The following is an 18,743-nucleotide window of genomic DNA, read 5'->3' as shown; positions in this document are numbered from 1 at the left end:
TCCACTTCCTGGGCCGACGAACGTGCGGGCCTTCTGTAGTTGCAGACTGCAACTGTGGTCCGGCAATATTCAACCGTGGTGAATAACAGAGGCCGCGGGCGGCCCGCCGAGCCCACCGGTGCGCGAGAGCGGCTGCTGCACGCAGCACGAGAGCGGTTCAAAGCTCACGGATACACAGCCACCACCGCCCGGGCCATTGCCCGGGATGCGGGGGTTGACCACTCCCTGGTGAATTACTACTTCACGTCCAAGGAAGGTCTGTTCCGCGCTGTGCTGGAACTCGTGATCAGTCCAGCGGAGGTCCTCGCAACGGCGATGAACCGGACGGACCGGGACAGGCTCGTGCCGTCAATACTGGACGCCGCGGTCGACACCTGGGATGTCCCCGAGCAGCAACTCGTGCTCGCCCAGCTGTTCACCGGTTCTCTGGCCGATCCGGCGACCCATCGGATTATGACTGAGTACATCCAAAGCCAACTGGTCGCCCGATTTGCCGCGATCATCGGAGGGCCGGACGCCAGCCGGTGGGCCAGCGGTGTCGCAGCTACTATCACTGGTCTGTTCTACACGCGCTACGTCCTGCGCCTGGAGCCCATCGCTTCGATGAGCCGCGCCGAGATCGTCCGGTACTTGACGCCGCCGCTCGAAGCGAGCCTCCGGGCGGGCCGCCGCCCACACCGAGACTGATGCCGAGCGCGGGCCGCGCTGCGTGATGCCGGGAGAACTAGTAAGCGCTACGCCCTGTGGCAGGCGAGGATCGCCACACGAGTGCAGTGCCGCGGTCTGAATTTACCCGTGGTGCTGCAAGGAAGCCGCGCTCCGCTTTGGTGTGGTGGGGGTCACGGGGGTTGGGTTTGCGTTGGTGGTGGGGGTTGGGTATGTTTGTCTCTGTTGCCTGTTTCTGGGGCGGCGCTGGTCTGGGTGTTTTCCTGGTGGCGTGGTCTGGGTGGGTGATATTCCCTTAATTGATGGTGTGGCGTTTATTGTCGTGTCTTTGTTTTGGGGGCTGTTTTTCTTGCTTTGTTGTTTCTGCCGGGTTTTGTGGTGGATTTGGCGGGTGGGGGGAATGGGTGGTAAAGTTTTGAAAAGCGCCGAGCGATACAGGCCCTGTCGGGGTTGGTGGGTTTCGGATAGCGTTTGTTCTTTGAGAACTCAATAGCGTGTTTATGTGATGTGTTGATGCCATATGTTTGTTGGCGCGCATGTTATGCCTCTTTTGTGGGGTGTGGTGTGTGTGCTGTTTTGGCAGGAAACATTAAGATAATAATTTCGAGCAATTGACGGCGACTGGTCCGGTTTATTCGGGTTGGTTGTTGTTTTGCTAGTTTTTGTCTTTTCTTGCTGGGACGATGCTTTTTGTAAGTTTTTACGGAGAGTTTGATCCTGGCTCAGGACGAACGCTGGCGGCGTGCTTAACACATGCAAGTCGAACGATGAAGCCAGCTTGCTGGTGGATTAGTGGCGAACGGGTGAGTAACACGTGAGTAATCTGCCCTTCACTTCGGGATAAGCCTTGGAAACGGGGTCTAATACCGGATAGTCACCTCATGCCGCATGGTGTGGGGTGGAAAGATTTATTGGTGGGGGATGGGCTCGCGGCCTATCAGCTTGTTGGTGGGGTAATGGCCTACCAAGGCGACGACGGGTAGCCGGCCTGAGAGGGCGACCGGCCACACTGGGACTGAGACACGGCCCAGACTCCTACGGGAGGCAGCAGTGGGGAATATTGCACAATGGGCGCAAGCCTGATGCAGCGACGCCGCGTGAGGGATGACGGCCTTCGGGTTGTAAACCTCTTTCAGCAGGGAAGAAGCGCAAGTGACGGTACCTGCAGAAGAAGCACCGGCTAACTACGTGCCAGCAGCCGCGGTAATACGTAGGGTGCAAGCGTTGTCCGGAATTATTGGGCGTAAAGAGCTCGTAGGTGGTTTGTCGCGTCTGCTGTGAAAATCCAACGCTCAACGTTGGACGTGCAGTGGGTACGGGCAGACTAGAGTGCAGTAGGGGAGTCTGGAATTCCTGGTGTAGCGGTGAAATGCGCAGATATCAGGAGGAACACCGGTGGCGAAGGCGGGACTCTGGGCTGTTACTGACGCTGAGGAGCGAAAGCATGGGGAGCGAACAGGATTAGATACCCTGGTAGTCCATGCCGTAAACGTTGGGCACTAGGTGTGGGCCGCATTCCACGTGGTCCGTGCCGCAGCTAACGCATTAAGTGCCCCGCCTGGGGAGTACGGCCGCAAGGCTAAAACTCAAAGGAATTGACGGGGGCCCGCACAAGCGGCGGAGCATGCGGATTAATTCGATGCAACGCGAAGAACCTTACCAAGGCTTGACATATACCGGTAACGTGCAGAGATGTACGCCCCTTCGGGTCGGTATACAGGTGGTGCATGGTTGTCGTCAGCTCGTGTCGTGAGATGTTGGGTTAAGTCCCGCAACGAGCGCAACCCTCGTTCTATGTTGCCAGCGGGTTATGCCGGGAACTCATAGGAGACTGCCGGGGTCAACTCGGAGGAAGGTGGGGATGACGTCAAATCATCATGCCCTTTATGTCTTGGGCTTCACGCATGCTACAATGGCCGGTACAAAGGGTTGCGATGCCGTGAGGCGGAGCGAATCCCAGAAAGCCGGTCTCAGTTCGGATCGTAGTCTGCAACTCGACTACGTGAAGTCGGAGTCGCTAGTAATCGCAGATCAGCAACGCTGCGGTGAATACGTTCCCGGGCCTTGTACACACCGCCCGTCAAGTCACGAAAGTCGGTAACACCCGAAGCCGGTGGCCTAACCCCCTTGTGGGGAGGGAGCTGTCGAAGGTGGGACTGGCGATTGGGACTAAGTCGTAACAAGGTAGCCGTACCGGAAGGTGCGGCTGGATCACCTCCTTTCTAAGGAGCAGTTAGTACCGTGCAGGATGTTTTCGGGGATTCGTTTCCTCGGGGATGCTTGTGTGGTGATGACGGCCATTACCGTGGCGAGTGTTCACGGGTGGTTAGCTCAAGGGTGGAACATCAATGCTTTTAGCCTGCTGAGACTCGTGACCGCGCACTTGTGTGTGGTTGTGGGGAGGCTGGGCTGGTGGTGTCAGTGAGTACGCTTGTCCGACTTTAGGGTTGGGTGGGTTGGAAGGCTGGCGCGTGCTGGTTTGGTTGGTGGCTGGGTATCACATGAACACGCTGTTGGGCCCTGGGAGAACAGGCGCCCTACCCGTTGTGCTCGTAACAGAGTGTGGGGGGTGGGTGGCTGGTTTTTCTTGTGTGGACCATCGTCGAAGCCTGCGTTTGTGTGGGTGGGTGTGGTGGGGCTGCTGGTGGTTTGAGAACTGTATAGTGGACGCGAGCATCTTATTTATTTTTATGGGTTTGTGTGTGTTTTGTGTGTAAGTTTTTAAGAGCACACGGTGGATGCCTTGGCATCAGGAGCCGAAGAAGGACGTAGTAACCTGCGATAAGCCTCGGGGAGTTGGTAAACGAACGGTGATCCGAGGGTGTCCGAATGGGGAAACCCCGCCAGAGCGCGTGCGTGTCTGGTGACCCGCGCCTGAATATATAGGGCGTGTGGGGGGAACGTGGGGAAGTGAAACATCTCAGTACCCACAGGAAGAGAAAACAAGAGTGATTCCGGGAGTAGTGGCGAGCGAAACCGGATGAGGCTAAACCTGGTCTGTGTGATAGCCGGTAGGCGTTGCAGGTTGGGGGTTGTGGGACCATTCGTGGGGCTCTACCGGGCTTCAAGGGTGACGTGTGTTGGATAGTCGAATCGTTTGGAAAGACGGACCATAGTGGGTGAGAGTCCCGTAGACGAAATTCAGTGCCGGCCCGAGTGGTATCCCGAGTATCACGGGACTCGTGTAATCCCGTGTGAATCTGCCAGGACCACCTGGTAAGCCTAAATACTTCCTGATGACCGATAGCGGACAAGTACCGTGAGGGAAAGGTGAAAAGTACCCCGGGAGGGGAGTGAAATAGTACCTGAAACCGTGTGCTTACAATCCGTCAGAGCCTGTGCGGTCCTTGAGTGGGCTGGTGGGTGATGGCGTGCCTTTTGAAGAATGAGCCTGCGAGTTAGCGATACGTGGCGAGGTTAACCCGTGTGGGGAAGCCGTAGCGAAAGCGAGTCCGAATAGGGCGACCTATAGTCGCGTGTCCTAGACCCGAAGCGAAGTGATCTAGCCATGGCCAGGTTGAAGCGCCGGTAAGACGGCGTGGAGGACCGAACCCACTTCAGTTGAAAATGGAGGGGATGAGCTGTGGTTAGGGGTGAAAGGCCAATCAAACTTCGTGATAGCTGGTTCTCCCCGAAATGCATTTAGGTGCAGCGTCATGTGTTTCTTACCGGAGGTAGAGCTACTGGATGGCTAATGGGCCCAACAAGGTTACTGACGTCAGCCAAACTCCGAATGCCGGTAAGTGAGAGCATGGCAGTGAGACTGCGGGGGATAAGCTTCGTAGTCGAGAGGGAAACAGCCCAGACCACCAACTAAGGCCCCTAAGCGTGTGCTAAGTGGGAAAGGATGTGGAGTTGCACAGACAACCAGGAGGTTGGCTTAGAAGCAGCCATCCTTGAAAGAGTGCGTAATAGCTCACTGGTCAAGTGATTCCGCGCCGACAATGTAGCGGGGCTCAAGTACACCGCCGAAGTTGTGGCATTCACATAATTCCAAGCATTATCCTACGGGGTGGTGTTCAGGGGTGTGGATGGGTAGGGGAGCGTCGTGTGGGCAGTGAAGTCGCGGTGTAAACCAGTGGTGGAGCCTACACGAGTGAGAATGCAGGCATGAGTAGCGAAAGACGGGTGAGAAACCCGTCCGCCGAATGATCAAGGGTTCCAGGGCTAGGCTAATCCGCCCTGGGTAAGTCGGGACCTAAGGCGAGGCCGACAGGCGTAGTCGATGGACAACGGGTTGATATTCCCGTACCGGCGAAGAACCGCCCATACCGATTCCGGGGATACTAACCACCCAAACCACCATGGTCTGGCTTTCGAGCTTGTTCTGTGTTGTGGGGAGCGTGGGACCTGATCTGGTAGTAGGTAAGCGTATTAACAGGTGTGACGCAGGAGGGTAGCTTCCGCGTGCCGATGGTTGTGCACGTCTAAGGATGTAGGGAGTCTTGCAGGTAAATCCGTGAGACTGGCTTTGATGCCGTTCCTGAGATCTGATGGTGACCGCCCTTGTGGCGGGAAGAGGGTGATCCCATGCTGCCGAGAAAAGCATCGACGTGAGGTTCTAGCCGCCCGTACCCCAAACCGACTCAGGTGATCAGGTAGAGAATACTAAGGCGATCGAGAGAATCGTGGTTAAGGAACTCGGCAAAATACCCCCGTAACTTCGGGATAAGGGGGGCCAAGCGCGTGAACACCTTCGCGGTGGGAGCGTGAGTTGGCCGCAGAGACCAGGGAGAAGCGACTGTTTACTAAAAACACAGGTCCGTGCGAAGTCGCAAGACGATGTATACGGACTGACGCCTGCCCGGTGCTGGAAGGTTAAGAGGACTGGTTAACCACACTTGTGTGGTGAAGCTGAGAATTTAAGCCCCAGTAAACGGCGGTGGTAACTATAACCATCCTAAGGTAGCGAAATTCCTTGTCGGGTAAGTTCCGACCTGCACGAATGGCGTAACGACTTCTCTACTGTCTCAACCACGAACTCGGCGAAATTGCATTACGAGTAAAGATGCTCGTTACGCGCAGCAGGACGGAAAGACCCCGAGACCTTTACTACAGTTTGGTATTGGTGTTCGGTGTGGCTTGTGTAGGATAGGTGGGAGACTATGAGACGGGCACGCTAGTGTTCGTGGAGTCATCGTTGAAATACCACTCTGGTCATATTGGATACCTTAACTTCGGACCATGATCTGGTTCAGGGACAGTGCCTGATGGGTAGTTTAACTGGGGCGGTTGCCTCCCAAAGAGTAACGGAGGCGCCCAAAGGTTCCCTCAGCCTGGTTGGCAATCAGGTGTCGAGTGTAAGTGCACAAGGGAGCTTGACTGTGAGACGGACGTGTCGAGCAGGAGCGAAAGCTGGGACTAGTGACCCGGCCGTGGATTGTGGAATCGCGGTCGCTCAACGGATAAAAGGTACCTCGGGGATAACAGGCTGATCTTGCCCAAGAGTCCATATCGACGGCATGGTTTGGCACCTCGATGTCGGCTCGTCGCATCCTGGGGCTGGAGTCGGTCCCAAGGGTTGGGCTGTTCGCCCATTAAAGCGGTACGCGAGCTGGGTTTAGAACGTCGTGAGACAGTTCGGTCCCTATCCGCTGCGCGCGGAGGAAATTTGAGAAGGGCTGTCCTTAGTACGAGAGGACCGGGACGGACGAACCTCTGGTGTGCCAGTTGTCCTGCCAAGGGCACGGCTGGTTAGCTACGTTCGGAAAGGATAACCGCTGAAAGCATCTAAGCGGGAAGCCTGCTTCGAGATGAGATTTCCATACCCCTACGGGGTGAGAGGCTCCCAGCTAGATTACTGGGTTGATAGGCCAGACGTGGAAGCACAGCAATGTGTGGAGCTGACTGGTACTAATAAGCCGATAACTTACCCACACACACTCACGACAAAGAATCCATAAAAGTGTGTTAAGAAACGCTGCGTCCACTATACGGTTCCCAAACCACCAAACAACCACCCACGGGCGGCTTAACAGCCAACCAACAGGTGCCACACTATTCACAACAACTACATAAGCTAACTGTTGTGACCCACACACTTCACCACCCCCTATTTCTACGCGGGGGGATCGGTGACACAGGGTTACGGCGGCCATAGCGGCAGGGAAACGCCCGGCTCCATTCCGAACCCGGAAGCTAAGCCTGCCAGCGCCGATGGTACTGCACGGGGGACCGTGTGGGAGAGTAGGACACCGCCGGACAACCATTAACGAAAACGGGGCCCCCATCACGGGGGCCCCGTTTTCGCGTCCCACCACACAACACCTCAACCGCCAGTAGTCCCACTCACGACGGATGTAGCGTGCGGCCCGGGTACGTAGGCTGGAGTGTATGACCGACTTCAGCTTCCCTTCGCCTCCGCCTGATGACCAATCGGCCCGGCCACCTGCTCTAGCGTTGCGCGGACTGCACAAGCAGTTCGGCGAGAAGATTGCCGTCGCCGGCCTGTCTCTCGATGTCCCGAGGGGATCCTTCTACGGAATCGTCGGTCCGAACGGGGCTGGGAAAACCACAACTCTTTCCATGGCCACCGGCTTGCTGCGCCCGGATTCGGGCAGCGCGGCGGTGCTTGGCCACGACGTGTGGTCCGACACGGTACGGGCGAAACAGCTGCTGGGGATTCTGCCGGACGGTGTCCGGCTTTTCGACCGGCTCACCGGACACCAACTGGTGACCTACGCCGGCCTGCTGCGCGGTATGTCGGCGGACGTTGTCGAGGAGCGGAGCCAGGGCCTCTTGCATGCACTCGGGCTGGAAGGCTCGAGCGGGAAGATGGTGACCGACTATTCGGCAGGTATGACGAAGAAGATCGCCTTGGCGTGCGCGCTGGTGCATGCGCCGCGGGTGCTTGTTCTTGACGAGCCCTTTGAGGCAGTTGATCCGGTGTCCGCGTCCACTATTCAAGGCATTCTGCGGGACTACGTGTCGTCCGGTGGGACTGTTGTGCTGTCGAGCCACGTTATGGACCTGGTGCAGCGGCTTTGCGACCATGTCGCGATCGTTGCTGACGGGCAAGTGCGGGCCGCAGGAAGAACCGAGGAAGTGCGTGCCGGACGGACTCTCGAGGAACGGTTCGTCGAGCTTGTCGGCGGCGCCGTAGACGCTAGGGAGGGGTTGGCATGGTTGCGCACCTCGTCCGACTCAAAGTAACCCTGCTCGGCAACAGCTTCCGGAGCAGTCCGTGGCGGATTGTCGGGCTTGTGGTCGGGATGCTTTATGGGCTGGCGATTCTTGGCTTCGGCGTCGCCGCGCTGATCGGTTTCAGGGTGCTGGCGGAACCGGACCTCGCATCCGTCGCCGTGGTGCTGCTCGGCTCGCTCGCCGTGCTGGGCTGGGGTCTGGTGCCGCTCTTCCTTTTCGGCGTCGACGAGACTCTCGATCCTCTACGGTTTCAGACGTTTGCCATCTCCCGCCGCGAAATGACGCTTGGCCTGCTGGCCGCGGGTCTGATCAGTGTCCCGGCGGTGATTACCGGACTGCTTGCCCTGACTACGGCAGTGACCTGGGCCTACTCCGTTCCGGCTGTCATCATCTCGCTAGTCGCCGCGTTAGTTGCCGTGCTGACTTGTGTCACGTTGTCCCGGGTGACCACCACCGCGGCATCTACCCTTTTGGCATCGCGGAAGACCCGGGACGTAACCGCAGTGGTCGGTCTCGCTGCCGTCGTGCTGATCGGCCCTGCAGTTAACCTGATTACTGGCGGCGGTCTTTCGCTCTCTCTCGATCCGGAACGACTGGCCGGTCTCGTCACGATAGTCGGCTGGACGCCACTGGGCTGGACCTGGTCCGCCGGAGCCGATGCGGCGGACGGTGAGATCCTGGCCGGTCTGGTCAAGCTTGTGCTCGCGTCCGGCCTGCTCGCCGGGCTGCTCTGGGTTTGGCAGCGGCTACTGGTTCGGAGTCTGGAGCGGGGCGCACAGTCCGCCAGCGGCGGAGGAAAAGTCGCCGGCGGCCTCGGCTGGTTCTCCCGATTCCCGGCAACACCCTGGGGCGCGATCGCAGCCCGGTCGGCGACGTACTGGCGGCGCGACCCGCGCTACTTCGGGTCGCTGATCGTAATCGTCATGATGCCCATTCTGGTTCTGGTGATGAGCCAGACCTCGGACAATCTGGATGTCGGCATAGCGTTTCTGTGGCTTGCGCCGATTGTCGCCTACCTCACCGGCTGGGGAGCGCACGCGGATGTGTCGTACGACAACACCGCCTTCGCGCTGCACGTCAGCTCCGGCGTTTCCGGAATGGCAGACCGGGTCGGCAGGCTGGTTCCCTGGGCCATAATCGGTGTTGCCTCCGTGCTGATCTTCGCCCTGCTCGGCGGCGTCATTTCCGGGCAATGGGAGCTGGTGCCGGGCATGCTCGGCCTCGGCCTGGGATTGCTGTTCGCAGGATTTGGCATGTCGTCGATAGTCAGCATCGCATTTTTCTACCCGACGCCCGCGCCGGGCGATAGCCCGTTCAAGACCCCGCCTGGCGCTACCGGCATCACCTTGCTGGTCCAGACGGTGACCGGATTCGTCCTGCTGGTGGCGATGAGCCCGGCAATCGTGCTGGGAATCCTCGCCGTTGTATGGCGCCCATGGCTCGGTTGGCTCTGTCTGCTGGTCAGCCTGGTGCTGGGAGCCGTTTACCTTCTGATCGGACTCCGGCGGGGCGCGCGTATCTTCGAGCGCAAGGCACCTGAAATACTGGTCCGGCTGCACGACTACACGTAGGATGCCGACAGGACTTCGAGCTCAGGCCGCGTCCTTACATCGACGTCCAACCGCCGGCACCGGAGCTAAGAACCTATGGAAATCATCATCGCCGCGTCACCCAAGGCAATCGCGAGCATAGTCGCGGACGCCATCGAGGACCTGCTGACCGAACATGCGGGGACGGTGCTCGGCCTTGCCACCGGTTCGTCTCCGCTGAGCGTCTACCAGGAGCTGATCAGGAGGCATCGGGACAACGGGCTGTCGTTTGCTAAGTCCCGTGCGTTTCTGCTGGACGAGTATCTCGGGCTGCCTCGTGCGCATCCGCAGTCGTACCACTCGGTGATCCGCTCAGAATTTGTCGACCACATCGATATCGACCCCACGCATGTCTATTCTCCGGACGGGGAAGCTGCGGATCCGGTCGTCGAGGGCCAGCGCTACGATGCGGCGATTGCCGCAGCGGGAGGCATCGAGCTTCAGCTACTGGGGATCGGCACCGACGGACATATCGGCTTCAACGAGCCGACGTCATCGCTGAGGTCCCGTACCCGGGTCAAGACGCTGACCGAACAGACCCGGTCGGATAACGCGAGGTTCTTCGATCACGTCGATCAGGTTCCGCGGCATGTGATGACTCAGGGACTCGGCACGATCAGCGAGGCCCGGCATCTGGTGCTCGTCGCCACCGGGGAGGCGAAGGCGGAGGCTGTGGCGGCCATGGTGGAGGGCCCCGTGGCGGCGATCTGCCCTGGATCCGTGCTGCAGCTGCATCAACACGCAACTGTCCTCGTCGACGAGGACGCGGCGTCCCGGTTGAAACTGGCGGACTACTATCGGCACGTTTACGCGAATAAGCCGCGGTGGCAGGGCATCTGACCCGCCGCCGTCGCAACCCGCTGCCAGCCCGTTGACCAGGCTCGGCGGCCGCCATCTCGATCGAGGTGATTATTGCCTTTAGACTTGGACCCATGAGTGAAACGACGCCAGGAGCCCCCGCCGGACCGATGAGCTCGCCTTCCACCGGCGGCGCCGCAGTTATCGAACGCGAAGAACAGCGCCAGCTGGTTGAACCGGGCGACCATGAACGTTTTTCACACTACGCGCCAAAAGACAAGATCATGGAGTCGATGGTCACCGGGCAGCCACTGATCGCCCTGTGCGGCAAGGTGTGGGTGCCCAGCCGCGACCCGCAAAAATTCCCGGTCTGCCCGCAGTGCAAGGCGATCTACGAAGGCATGGACGCAGGCAAGGGCGACGACGACCAAAGCGGCAACTAGTCGAATCCGCACGCCACCGGCTATCGCGGCCGGTGCTCTCGGCGTGGCCATCCGTTAGGTAAAGTAAGGGCAAGTGAGCACCTCGTCATCTTCATCGCTTCCGGTCGGCACCGCGGCATCCACTTCTCTTTCCCCAGCCTTTCCCGAACGAGCGGCCTGGGGTACCGCCGGCAAATTGCGAGCCTGGCAGGCCGAGGCGCTCGAAGAGTACTTTCGCGAACAGCCGAAGGACTTTCTCGCCGTTGCGACACCCGGGGCCGGGAAAACAACTTTCGCTCTCCGGCTGGCCGCGGAGCTTCTTGCGCAGCGCACAGTTGTGCGGGTGACAGTCGTCGCGCCAACCGAACACTTGAAGCGCCAGTGGGCAGATGCGGCCGGCCGGGTCGGAATCCGATTGGACCCCAATTTCCGGAACAGCGACGGCCGCCACGGCGCGCACTTCCATGGCGTGGCCGTCACCTACGCACAGGTTGCCAGTCGTCCGGCGCTGCACCGGGCGCGGACCGAGGCCGGCCGAACCCTGGTCATCCTTGACGAGGTGCACCATGGCGGCGACGCGCTGAGCTGGGGCGAAGGCATCCGGGAAGCCTTCGAGCCTGCCGCTCGCCGTCTGTCGCTCACCGGTACTCCGTTCAGATCCGACACGTCACCGATCCCGTTCGTGGTGTACGCCCCGGACCAGCAGGGAATTCGGACGTCGAACGCCGACTACAGCTATGGTTACGGCCGGGCACTGCGCGACGGTGTGGTCCGGCCGGTTATATTCATGGCCTACGCCGGGCAGATGCGATGGCGAACCCGGGCCGGCGATGAGATGTCGGCTCTGCTCGGTGAACCCAGTACCAAGGACATCACCGCTCAGGCCTGGCGTACCGCCCTTGACCCGAAAGGCGACTGGATTCCCGCCGTGTTGCGGGCTGCTGACCGACGGCTGACCGAGGTGCGACGGGGTGTGCCGGATGCCGGCGCACTGGTAATCGCCACCGACCAGCAGGCGGCGCGGGCGTACGCGAAGATGCTGCGCGAGATCACCGGTGAGCCGGCCACCGTCGTTCTCTCGGATGAGAAAGAAGCCAGCGACCGGATCGACGAATTCCAGGAGTCGGGCCGCCGGTGGATGGTGGCGGTGCGAATGGTCTCCGAAGGCGTTGACGTGCCTCGGCTTGCGGTCGGCGTATACGCCACCTCGACATCGACACCGCTGTTCTTCGCGCAGGCTGTCGGGCGATTCGTTCGAGCTCGCAAGCGCGGTGAAACGGCGTCGATCTTCCTGCCGAGCGTTCCGCTGCTTCTGGAACTGGCCAACCAGCTGGAGGTCGAGCGCGACCATGCGCTCGACCGGCCCAAGGCAGACGACGAGGACGAGTTCTTCTCTCCCGAGGACGCCCTGATGGCGGAAGCCAATCGGGAGGAGAAAGCCTCAGATACCCAGGAGGGCCTGCCGTTCGAAGCCCTCGACGCGCAGGCTTCGTTTGACCGGGTGCTGTTCGACGGTGGCGAGTTCGGCACCGGTGGCGAGATGGGCAGTGAGGATGAGCTCGACTTCCTCGGCATTCCAGGCCTGCTCGAACCGAGTCAGGTAACGGAACTCTTGCGGCAGCGTCAGGCCGACCAGGTGTCCAAGCGGAACAAGAAAGCCGCCGATCAGGTTCCGGAACCCGCGCAGGATACGGTGGCAATCCACCGGGCGCTCAAGGAACAGCGTGCGCAGTTGCAGAGCATGGTATCGGCCTGGGCACGGCGTTCGGGCCAGCCGCATGGAGTGATCCACTCCGAGCTGCGCCGGATCTGCGGAGGACCTGCGGTGGCGCAGGCAAGCGTCGAGCAGGTTCAGGCTCGGATCGAAAAACTGCAGGCCTGGTTTGTCGGGCGCAAGTAGCGCTTGCGTAAGCGACTAGTCGTTCAGCAGTTCCACACCTGCCGCGGTGAGCTCGTCGAACGCTGCCTGCGCTGTTTCTTCGGCGACCGCCGCGGTGTAGGGCAACAGCACTCGGACGCCGAAGTCATGCCGCACGGCATCAAGCGATGTGGCACGCACGCAGTGGTCGAACGCCAGGCCGACGACATCGATGTCGGTGACCTCGCGGGCGCGCAGCCAGTCGGCAAGCGGCATATCGCTTTCGGCGGTGTGCCCGTCGAATCCCGAATAGCCGTCAGAGTATTGTCCTTTGTGCACTATGGCGTCGAACTTAATTCCATTGAGATCGGCGTGCATGGCGGCACCTGGAGTCCCCTGCACGCAGTGTGGCGGCCAGGACTTCACATAGTCGGGGTCAGCGCTGAAATGGGCGCCGGGATCAATGTGCCAGTCCATCGTGGCAACGGTCGCCTGATAGCTATCGCTGACCCGGCACAGGTCGGCGATGCCGGCCGCAACGTTGTTTCCACCGGTAACAGCAAGCGTGCCTCCTTCACAAAAGTCGTTCTGAACGTCAACAACAACCAGCGCACGCTTGCTCATGGCTAACTCTCCTGAAAGGTGGATACTAGGGCCGGTTCACCGCGCTGGAGCTTCAGTGCGGTTGCTGGAAGTTCTGCGCGGGATGCGGCGTGCCGCTCACGTGCGGCGGTGACACCCTGGGCGCCGACGGCAGAGTCGTCGATCACGCCGTCGGTCACCAGGGGCACCAGCAACTCACGGTAGCTCGCATCGAGTGCGGGGAGGCTGCCGATGCCGATGATCTCTTCGACGGCGACGCCGTCACCGTCAAGTACCCGCACCGGATACTTGCGTCCGCCAACACTTGCCTTGTTCATCGACGCTTTGGCGACCGAACGCCAGGAACCGTTGTCGTCGTGGCGCGCCACGAGCTTGTAGACCAGGCCGGCAGTTGGCGCGCCCGAACCGGTGACCAGCGACGTGCCAACCCCGTAGGCATCCACCGGACCCGCGGCGAGCCCGGCGATCGCAAACTCATCGAGGTCGGACGTCACGGTGATCCGGGTATTCGTGGCCCCGAGGCCGTCGAGCTGGGCGCGCACATCTCTCGCCTGGACCAGAAGGTCTCCGGAATCAAGCCGCACGCCGGCGAGGTCAGTCCCGGCGACCTCTATCGCGAGATCCACTGCCCGCGGCACATCGTAGGTGTCGACAAGCAGGGTCGTGCCCGAGCCAAAAGTCTCGATCTGGGCCCGGAAGGCCTCTTCTTCCGAATCGTGCAGCAGGGTAAAGGAATGGGCCGCGGTGCCGCCGGTCTTCAGGCCGTAACGGCGGCCGGCTTCCATATTGGAAGTTGACGAAAACCCTGCGATCACCGCGGCGCGGGCGGCGGCCACGGCTGACTCCTCATGGGTACGCCTGGAACCCATCTCGATGCATGGGCGATCAGCTGCCGCCGCCGTCATCCGGGACGCGGCCGCGGCTACGGCGCTGTCGTGGTTGAGGACGGACAGGGCAAGCGTTTCGAGGATGACGCATTCCGCGAAACTTCCCTCGACCAGCAGGATTGGAGAGCCCGGGAAGAATACTTCGCCTTCGGCGTAGCCGGACACGGAGCCACTGAAGCGGTAATCGGCGAGCCAGTGCAGTGTTTTCTCACTGACGATGCGCTCGGAACGGAGCCAATCGATCTCCGCCTCGTCGAACCGGAACCGGGTCAGCTCCTCCAGGAAACGGCCAGTACCTGCCACCACGCCGTAGCGCCGGCCGTCAGGCAGCCGGCGGGCGAAAACCTCGAACAGTGAGCGCCGATGCGCGGCACCCGACCTCAGCGCGGCGTCCAGCATAGTGAGCTCGTACTGATCGGTCAGCAGGGCCGTCGAAGCGGCCGCTCTGCCTGTTGCCGGGACGGCAGCGGCAGTGGACGTGTTTCCCATAACTGAAAAGCCTAATGAACCGGCGTACGCACGTCACCAGTGGGACCGGCGGAAGGTCGTCGGCTTCGGCAGCCGACGTTCCTCCGGCGACGTTGGCGCCCAGGGGCGCGGGGCGAGGTGCAGCTACGAAGTTGCGTAGAGTAAGGGCGTGGTGTCCGTATTGAGCGCAACTCCAGCAGCAATGCCCAACGTCGAACAACAATCTGAGACCGGCGTGTCCGTCCGTGAGGATGTGCCGTGGGTGACCCTGGTCTGGAACGACCCGGTGAACCTGATGAATTATGTGACCTACGTTTTCCAGAGCTACTTCGGCTACTCCCGTACCAAGGCACAGAAATTGATGTACGAGGTGCACGAGGTCGGCCGCTCGGTGGTGTCCACCGGGAGCATGGAAGAGATGGAACGCGACACCGAGGCGATGCACGGTTTCGGCCTGTGGGCGACCTTTCAAAGAGCAGACGCCCCGGGATCCTCGGGAACCGGCACAACAGGAGAGGGTAACCGCTAGTGGCCAAGGCCTTCCGACGTACCAAGTCCGGAATCGCAGTGAACCTCAGTGAAGGTGAACGGTCGATTCTCGCGAGTGCCTTCACCGATACAGCTCAGCTCCTGGCCCCGGAGACGGACGCCAGTGAGGACCCGCTCACCGCACTGGTCGGGATTACCGAAGACGCGGAGTTACCCGCCGATCCGGCCCTCGCACGCCTTCTGCCCGACGGCAGGCGGGACAGCGCCGAGGACGCCGACGAATTCCGCAGGTACACCGAGCGGGGTCTACGCGAACGGAAGATCGCCAACATCCAGACCGCGGTTTTCACACTTAAGCGCTCCGACCCTCTTGTTCTGGCCGAGCCTGAGGCCCAGGCCTGGGTTGTGGCGCTGGGCGACGTTCGCCTGGTCGTCGCGCAGCGTCTCGGCATCGAGACCGAAGCGGACCTGGACGCGCTCGAAGAGTTGAATGAAGCCGAGGAGGACGACCCCCGCGGAATGATCATGGCGGTCTACGATTTCCTCAGCTGGCTGCAGGAAAGCCTGGTCGGAGTGCTGCTGGCTTCGCTGCCGGACGACAAGGACTGACGGGCGATGGCAGCAAACGCGAGCATCGGTGTTTTTGACTCCGGGGTCGGCGGTCTGACTGTGGCACGCGCCATCATTGACCTGCTGCCGCACGAATCGGTTCGATACGTGGGTGACACGAAGTACACGCCTTACGGCCCTCGGCCGCTTGCGCAAGTCCGGGCCCGCGCGCTCGAAGTGATGGACCATCTGGTCGACGACGGGGTCAAAATGCTCGTTATCGCGTGCAACTCGGCCTCGGCCGCCGTGTTGCGGGATGCGAGGGAGCGCTACGAGTGCATGAATATCCCGGTCGTAGAGGTCATCCTGCCCGCTGTCCGCCGGGCGGTCGCCGCGACCAGGACCGGCCGGATCGGCGTGATCGGCACCGAGGCGACCATTACTTCGATGGCGTACAACGACGCGTTCGCCGCGGCTCCCAACCTCCAGATCACCTCGCAGGCCTGTCCGAGATTCGTTGAGTTCGTCGAAAACGGCGTGACGTCCGGCCCCGCGCTGCTGACGGCCGCGGCGGAGTATCTGGCTCCGGTGAGGGCTGCCGGCGTCGACACGCTGGTGCTTGGCTGCACCCATTACCCCCTGCTGGCTGGTGCGATCTCGTTGAGCATGGGCGATGAGGTGACCCTGGTTTCGAGCGCCGAGGAGACCGCGAAGGACGTGTATCGCGTGCTGGTGCGTCAGGGGTTGGAACGCGACGGCGCGAACGGCGAGCCGCTTCATGAGTTCCTGGCAACCGGGGACACGGAGGGATTTCGGGTGCTGGCGCGACGATTCCTTGGCCCCGAGGTCCGGGGCGTGATCAGCACACGCAGCACCGTCGACACCGGAGCGCTGAGCATCGTCACCAGGACCGCGCACGATCAGGACGGCGGGGCTTTGAGATGGAACTGACTGTGATCGGCGCGACCGGCTCGTTTCCGGGGCCGACATCCCCGGCATCGTGCTACCTGCTGCAGGACCGGGACCGTGAGGGTAAAACCTGGAACGTCGTTCTGGATCTCGGGAGCGGTTCGCTGGGCACACTTCAGCAGCATCTGGAGCTGGAAGACCTCGACGCCGTGTTGCTGACGCATCTGCATCCGGACCATTGCCTGGATGTCTGCGGCCTCTACGTGACCCGCAAGTTCTCGCCGCGCCGAACTGACTCCGACCCGGCCGGCTCCGGCAGCGTGCGTGAGTTGGCCGGGCAGCGGCTGCCGATCTACGGCCCACCCGGAACCGAACTCCGGCTCGGCAATGCCTACTACACCGATCCGGGCGCCGCACTACAGCCGGGGGAGACAGCAGACCCCAGCAAGCTCGGTGATGTTTTCACGTTTACCGACTGGCAGAATGCGCGGGAACGCCAGATTGGACCGTTCACCGTGCGCCCCATCCTTGTCGAACATCCGGTGGAGGCATACGCCCTTCGGATCACCGGCCCCTCCGGGGAGGTACTCACCTACAGCGGCGACACGGACGACTGTCCGGGCATTGTCGAGGCCGCCCGCGCCGCCGACCTATTCCTCTGTGAGGCGGCCTTCCATGAGGGACGCGATGCCGTGCGCGGAATTCACCTCACCGGGGTGCGGGCCGGCGCTGTGGCGGCCGCCGCACAAGTACGGCGACTCGTGCTGACCCACATCCCGCCGTGGAACGACCCAGCCGTGACAGAGCGCGAGGCGACCACCGCGTATTCAGGCCCGACGGAGCTGGCCGAACACGGAAAAACATACTCCCTCTAAGGTTGAGGGTATGACTTCACAGAGCAGCCCGGAACTAAGCAGCACAGAACTGAGCCGTGCAGACGGACGCGCCGTCGACGAGCTTCGCCCGATTCGAATCACCCGGGGCTGGCTTGACCATGCCGAAGGAAGTGTCCTGGTGGAATTCGGCCGGACCAGGGTGCTGTGCGCCGCGTCATTCACCGCAGGAGTTCCCCGCTGGCGCAAGGGGTCCGGCGAAGGCTGGGTCACGGCCGAATATGCCATGCTCCCGAGGTCAACGAATACCCGGAACAGCCGGGAATCGGTCAAGGGGAAAATCGGCGGGCGGACGCACGAGATCTCCCGGCTGATCGGCCGATCGCTGCGCGCTGTCGTCGACGTCAGCGCCCTGGGGGAGAACACCATCGTTCTTGACTGCGACGTGTTGCAGGCCGACGGCGGCACCCGAACCGCGGCGATAACCGGCGCCTACGTGGCGCTCGCCGACGCCATCGCCGCAGGCAAGGCGTCCGGTGACATCCGGGCGAATGCGACCGTGCTGACCGATTCGGTGGCCGCGGTCAGTGTCGGCGTGATCGACGGAGTCCCGATGCTCGACCTTGCCTACACGGAAGACGTACGCGCGGAGACCGATATGAATGTGGTCGTAACCGGGGGAAACAAGTTCGTCGAGGTGCAGGGCACCGCCGAAGGCGCCCCGTTCGATCGCGAGGAACTCGATCAGTTGCTCGACCTGGCGTGCAAGGGCACGCTGACCCTGACCGGACTGCAGCAGGCCGCGCTAGCGGAACCACTGCCGGTCCAGAGGCCGGAATCAGACCTGCCGGTCGGGAAGCCGGAATCAAGCCAGCCGGGGTCAGTCCAGCCGTGAACGCGCTGCTTGTGCTGGCAACGCACAATCAGAACAAGGTGCGGGAGTTGCGGGCAATCCTGCGTGAGGCAATGCCAGACCTCGACGTCGAAGCCGCCTTGGTGAGCGCGGCGGACCTCGGCGTGGACGAGGTCCGAGAGACCGGCGTGACATTTGCCGAAAACGCGTTGCTCAAGGCCCGTGCCCTGGCGGCTGGAACCGGACTGCCGGCGATTGCCGACGACTCGGGACTTGCGGTGGACGTTCTCGGGGGAGCCCCCGGTATTTTCTCGGCGCGCTGGGCTGGCAAGCACGGTGACGATGTCGCAAACCTGAAGCTCCTGCTCGCGCAGCTTGCGGATATCCCGGCGGAGCACCGCTCGGCGCGATTCGTCTGTGCCGCCGCACTGGCAACGCCGGATGGCCGGACGCATGTAGAGCATGGCAGCTTCGAAGGCGTACTGGCCGACGCGCCGCGGGGAACAAATGGTTTCGGCTACGACCCCATTCTCAGCGTTAACGGTGACCCAAGAGGCCGTACCGCGGCTGAACTTGAGCCAGCAGAGAAGAACGCGCTCAGCCACCGGGGCAAGGCTTTCCGCGCCCTGGCGCCCGTGGTCCGGCAATTATTGGCCGAGCAGCCGGGCCGGTAACA

14 protein-coding genes and 3 rRNA genes are annotated in these 18,743 nt (G+C 61.6%); 15 read left to right on the top strand and 2 right to left on the bottom strand.

Going from position 1 to position 18,743, the window contains the following annotated elements; all coding sequences use genetic code 11:
* The first annotated feature begins 75 nt into the window (after window positions 1–75).
* From LWF01_RS11795 to LWF01_RS11755, 9 genes are all read left to right on the top strand, one after another.
* Entirely contained in the window at window positions 76–687 is a 612-nt protein-coding gene (locus LWF01_RS11795) for a TetR/AcrR family transcriptional regulator (protein ID WP_349637584.1), read from the top strand.
* Window positions 688–1,365: 678 nt separating this feature from the next.
* A 16S ribosomal RNA gene (locus LWF01_RS11790) occupies window positions 1,366–2,888 on the top strand.
* Between the two features lie 489 nt (window positions 2,889–3,377).
* A 23S ribosomal RNA gene (locus LWF01_RS11785) occupies window positions 3,378–6,543 on the top strand.
* Between the two features lie 209 nt (window positions 6,544–6,752).
* Window positions 6,753–6,869: ribosomal RNA gene (rrf, locus tag LWF01_RS11780) — 5S ribosomal RNA — on the top strand.
* The 16S, 23S and 5S rRNA genes sit together here, the layout of an rRNA operon.
* Before the next feature lie 130 nt (window positions 6,870–6,999).
* Complete coding sequence (locus tag LWF01_RS11775) at window positions 7,000–7,818, top strand: ABC transporter ATP-binding protein (RefSeq protein WP_349637583.1); 819 nt, start codon at window positions 7,000–7,002, stop codon at window positions 7,816–7,818.
* Window positions 7,788–9,380 (top strand): transporter, encoded by a 1,593-nt coding sequence (locus LWF01_RS11770; RefSeq protein WP_349637582.1) that lies wholly within the window; start codon window positions 7,788–7,790, stop codon window positions 9,378–9,380. Before LWF01_RS11775 ends, LWF01_RS11770 begins: the two co-directional genes overlap by 31 nt.
* A gap of 75 nt (window positions 9,381–9,455) precedes the next feature.
* Window positions 9,456–10,238, top strand: a complete 783-nt coding sequence (nagB, locus tag LWF01_RS11765) for a glucosamine-6-phosphate deaminase (protein WP_349637581.1) — start codon at window positions 9,456–9,458, stop codon at window positions 10,236–10,238.
* Window positions 10,239–10,330: 92 nt separating this feature from the next.
* Complete coding sequence (locus LWF01_RS11760; protein WP_349637580.1) at window positions 10,331–10,639, top strand: DUF3039 domain-containing protein; 309 nt, start codon at window positions 10,331–10,333, stop codon at window positions 10,637–10,639.
* Window positions 10,640–10,712: 73 nt separating this feature from the next.
* Complete coding sequence (locus tag LWF01_RS11755) at window positions 10,713–12,518, top strand: DEAD/DEAH box helicase (protein ID WP_349637579.1); 1,806 nt, start codon at window positions 10,713–10,715, stop codon at window positions 12,516–12,518.
* 15 nt (window positions 12,519–12,533) lie between these two features.
* Here the strand turns inward: LWF01_RS11755 and LWF01_RS11750 are convergent, their stop codons facing one another.
* Together LWF01_RS11750 and LWF01_RS11745 are read right to left on the bottom strand one after the other, a co-directional pair.
* Entirely contained in the window at window positions 12,534–13,100 is a 567-nt protein-coding gene (locus LWF01_RS11750; protein ID WP_349637578.1) for an isochorismatase family protein, read from the bottom strand.
* Window positions 13,101–13,102: 2 nt separating this feature from the next.
* Window positions 13,103–14,455, bottom strand: a complete 1,353-nt coding sequence (locus tag LWF01_RS11745; protein WP_349637577.1) for a nicotinate phosphoribosyltransferase — start codon at window positions 14,453–14,455, stop codon at window positions 13,103–13,105.
* 181 nt (window positions 14,456–14,636) lie between these two features.
* Here LWF01_RS11745 and clpS point away from each other — a divergent pair, with 181 nt between their 5' ends.
* Genes clpS through rdgB form a run of 6 tightly spaced genes read left to right on the top strand, consistent with a single transcriptional unit; the run spans window position 14,637 to window position 18,741 of the window.
* Window positions 14,637–14,963, top strand: a complete 327-nt coding sequence (gene clpS, locus LWF01_RS11740) for an ATP-dependent Clp protease adapter ClpS (protein ID WP_349640904.1) — start codon at window positions 14,637–14,639, stop codon at window positions 14,961–14,963.
* Window positions 14,963–15,532, top strand: coding sequence for a DUF2017 domain-containing protein (locus LWF01_RS11735; protein ID WP_349637576.1), 570 nt, complete (start codon window positions 14,963–14,965; stop codon window positions 15,530–15,532). Before clpS ends, LWF01_RS11735 begins: the two co-directional genes overlap by 1 nt.
* Window positions 15,533–15,538: 6 nt before the next feature.
* Window positions 15,539–16,423: a glutamate racemase gene (murI, locus tag LWF01_RS11730; RefSeq protein WP_349637575.1), complete on the top strand. Its 885-nt coding sequence runs from the start codon at window positions 15,539–15,541 to the stop codon at window positions 16,421–16,423.
* Window positions 16,414–17,256 (top strand): MBL fold metallo-hydrolase, encoded by an 843-nt coding sequence (locus LWF01_RS11725; protein WP_349637574.1) that lies wholly within the window; start codon window positions 16,414–16,416, stop codon window positions 17,254–17,256. The genes murI and LWF01_RS11725 overlap by 10 nt, the downstream gene beginning before the upstream one ends.
* A 10-nt stretch (window positions 17,257–17,266) precedes the next feature.
* Window positions 17,267–18,109 (top strand): ribonuclease PH, encoded by an 843-nt coding sequence (gene rph / locus LWF01_RS11720; protein WP_349637573.1) that lies wholly within the window; start codon window positions 17,267–17,269, stop codon window positions 18,107–18,109.
* Window positions 18,106–18,741: an RdgB/HAM1 family non-canonical purine NTP pyrophosphatase gene (gene rdgB / locus LWF01_RS11715; RefSeq protein WP_349637572.1), complete on the top strand. Its 636-nt coding sequence runs from the start codon at window positions 18,106–18,108 to the stop codon at window positions 18,739–18,741. Before rph ends, rdgB begins: the two co-directional genes overlap by 4 nt.
* Window positions 18,742–18,743: the final 2 nt, after the last annotated feature.

The sequence above is a fragment of the Saxibacter everestensis genome, assembly GCF_025787225.1.
Taxonomy (GTDB): Bacteria; Actinomycetota; Actinomycetes; order Actinomycetales; family Brevibacteriaceae; genus Saxibacter; species Saxibacter everestensis.
Note: the sequence above shows the minus strand (reverse complement) of the source record. Positions and strands in the feature narration are given on the sequence as shown.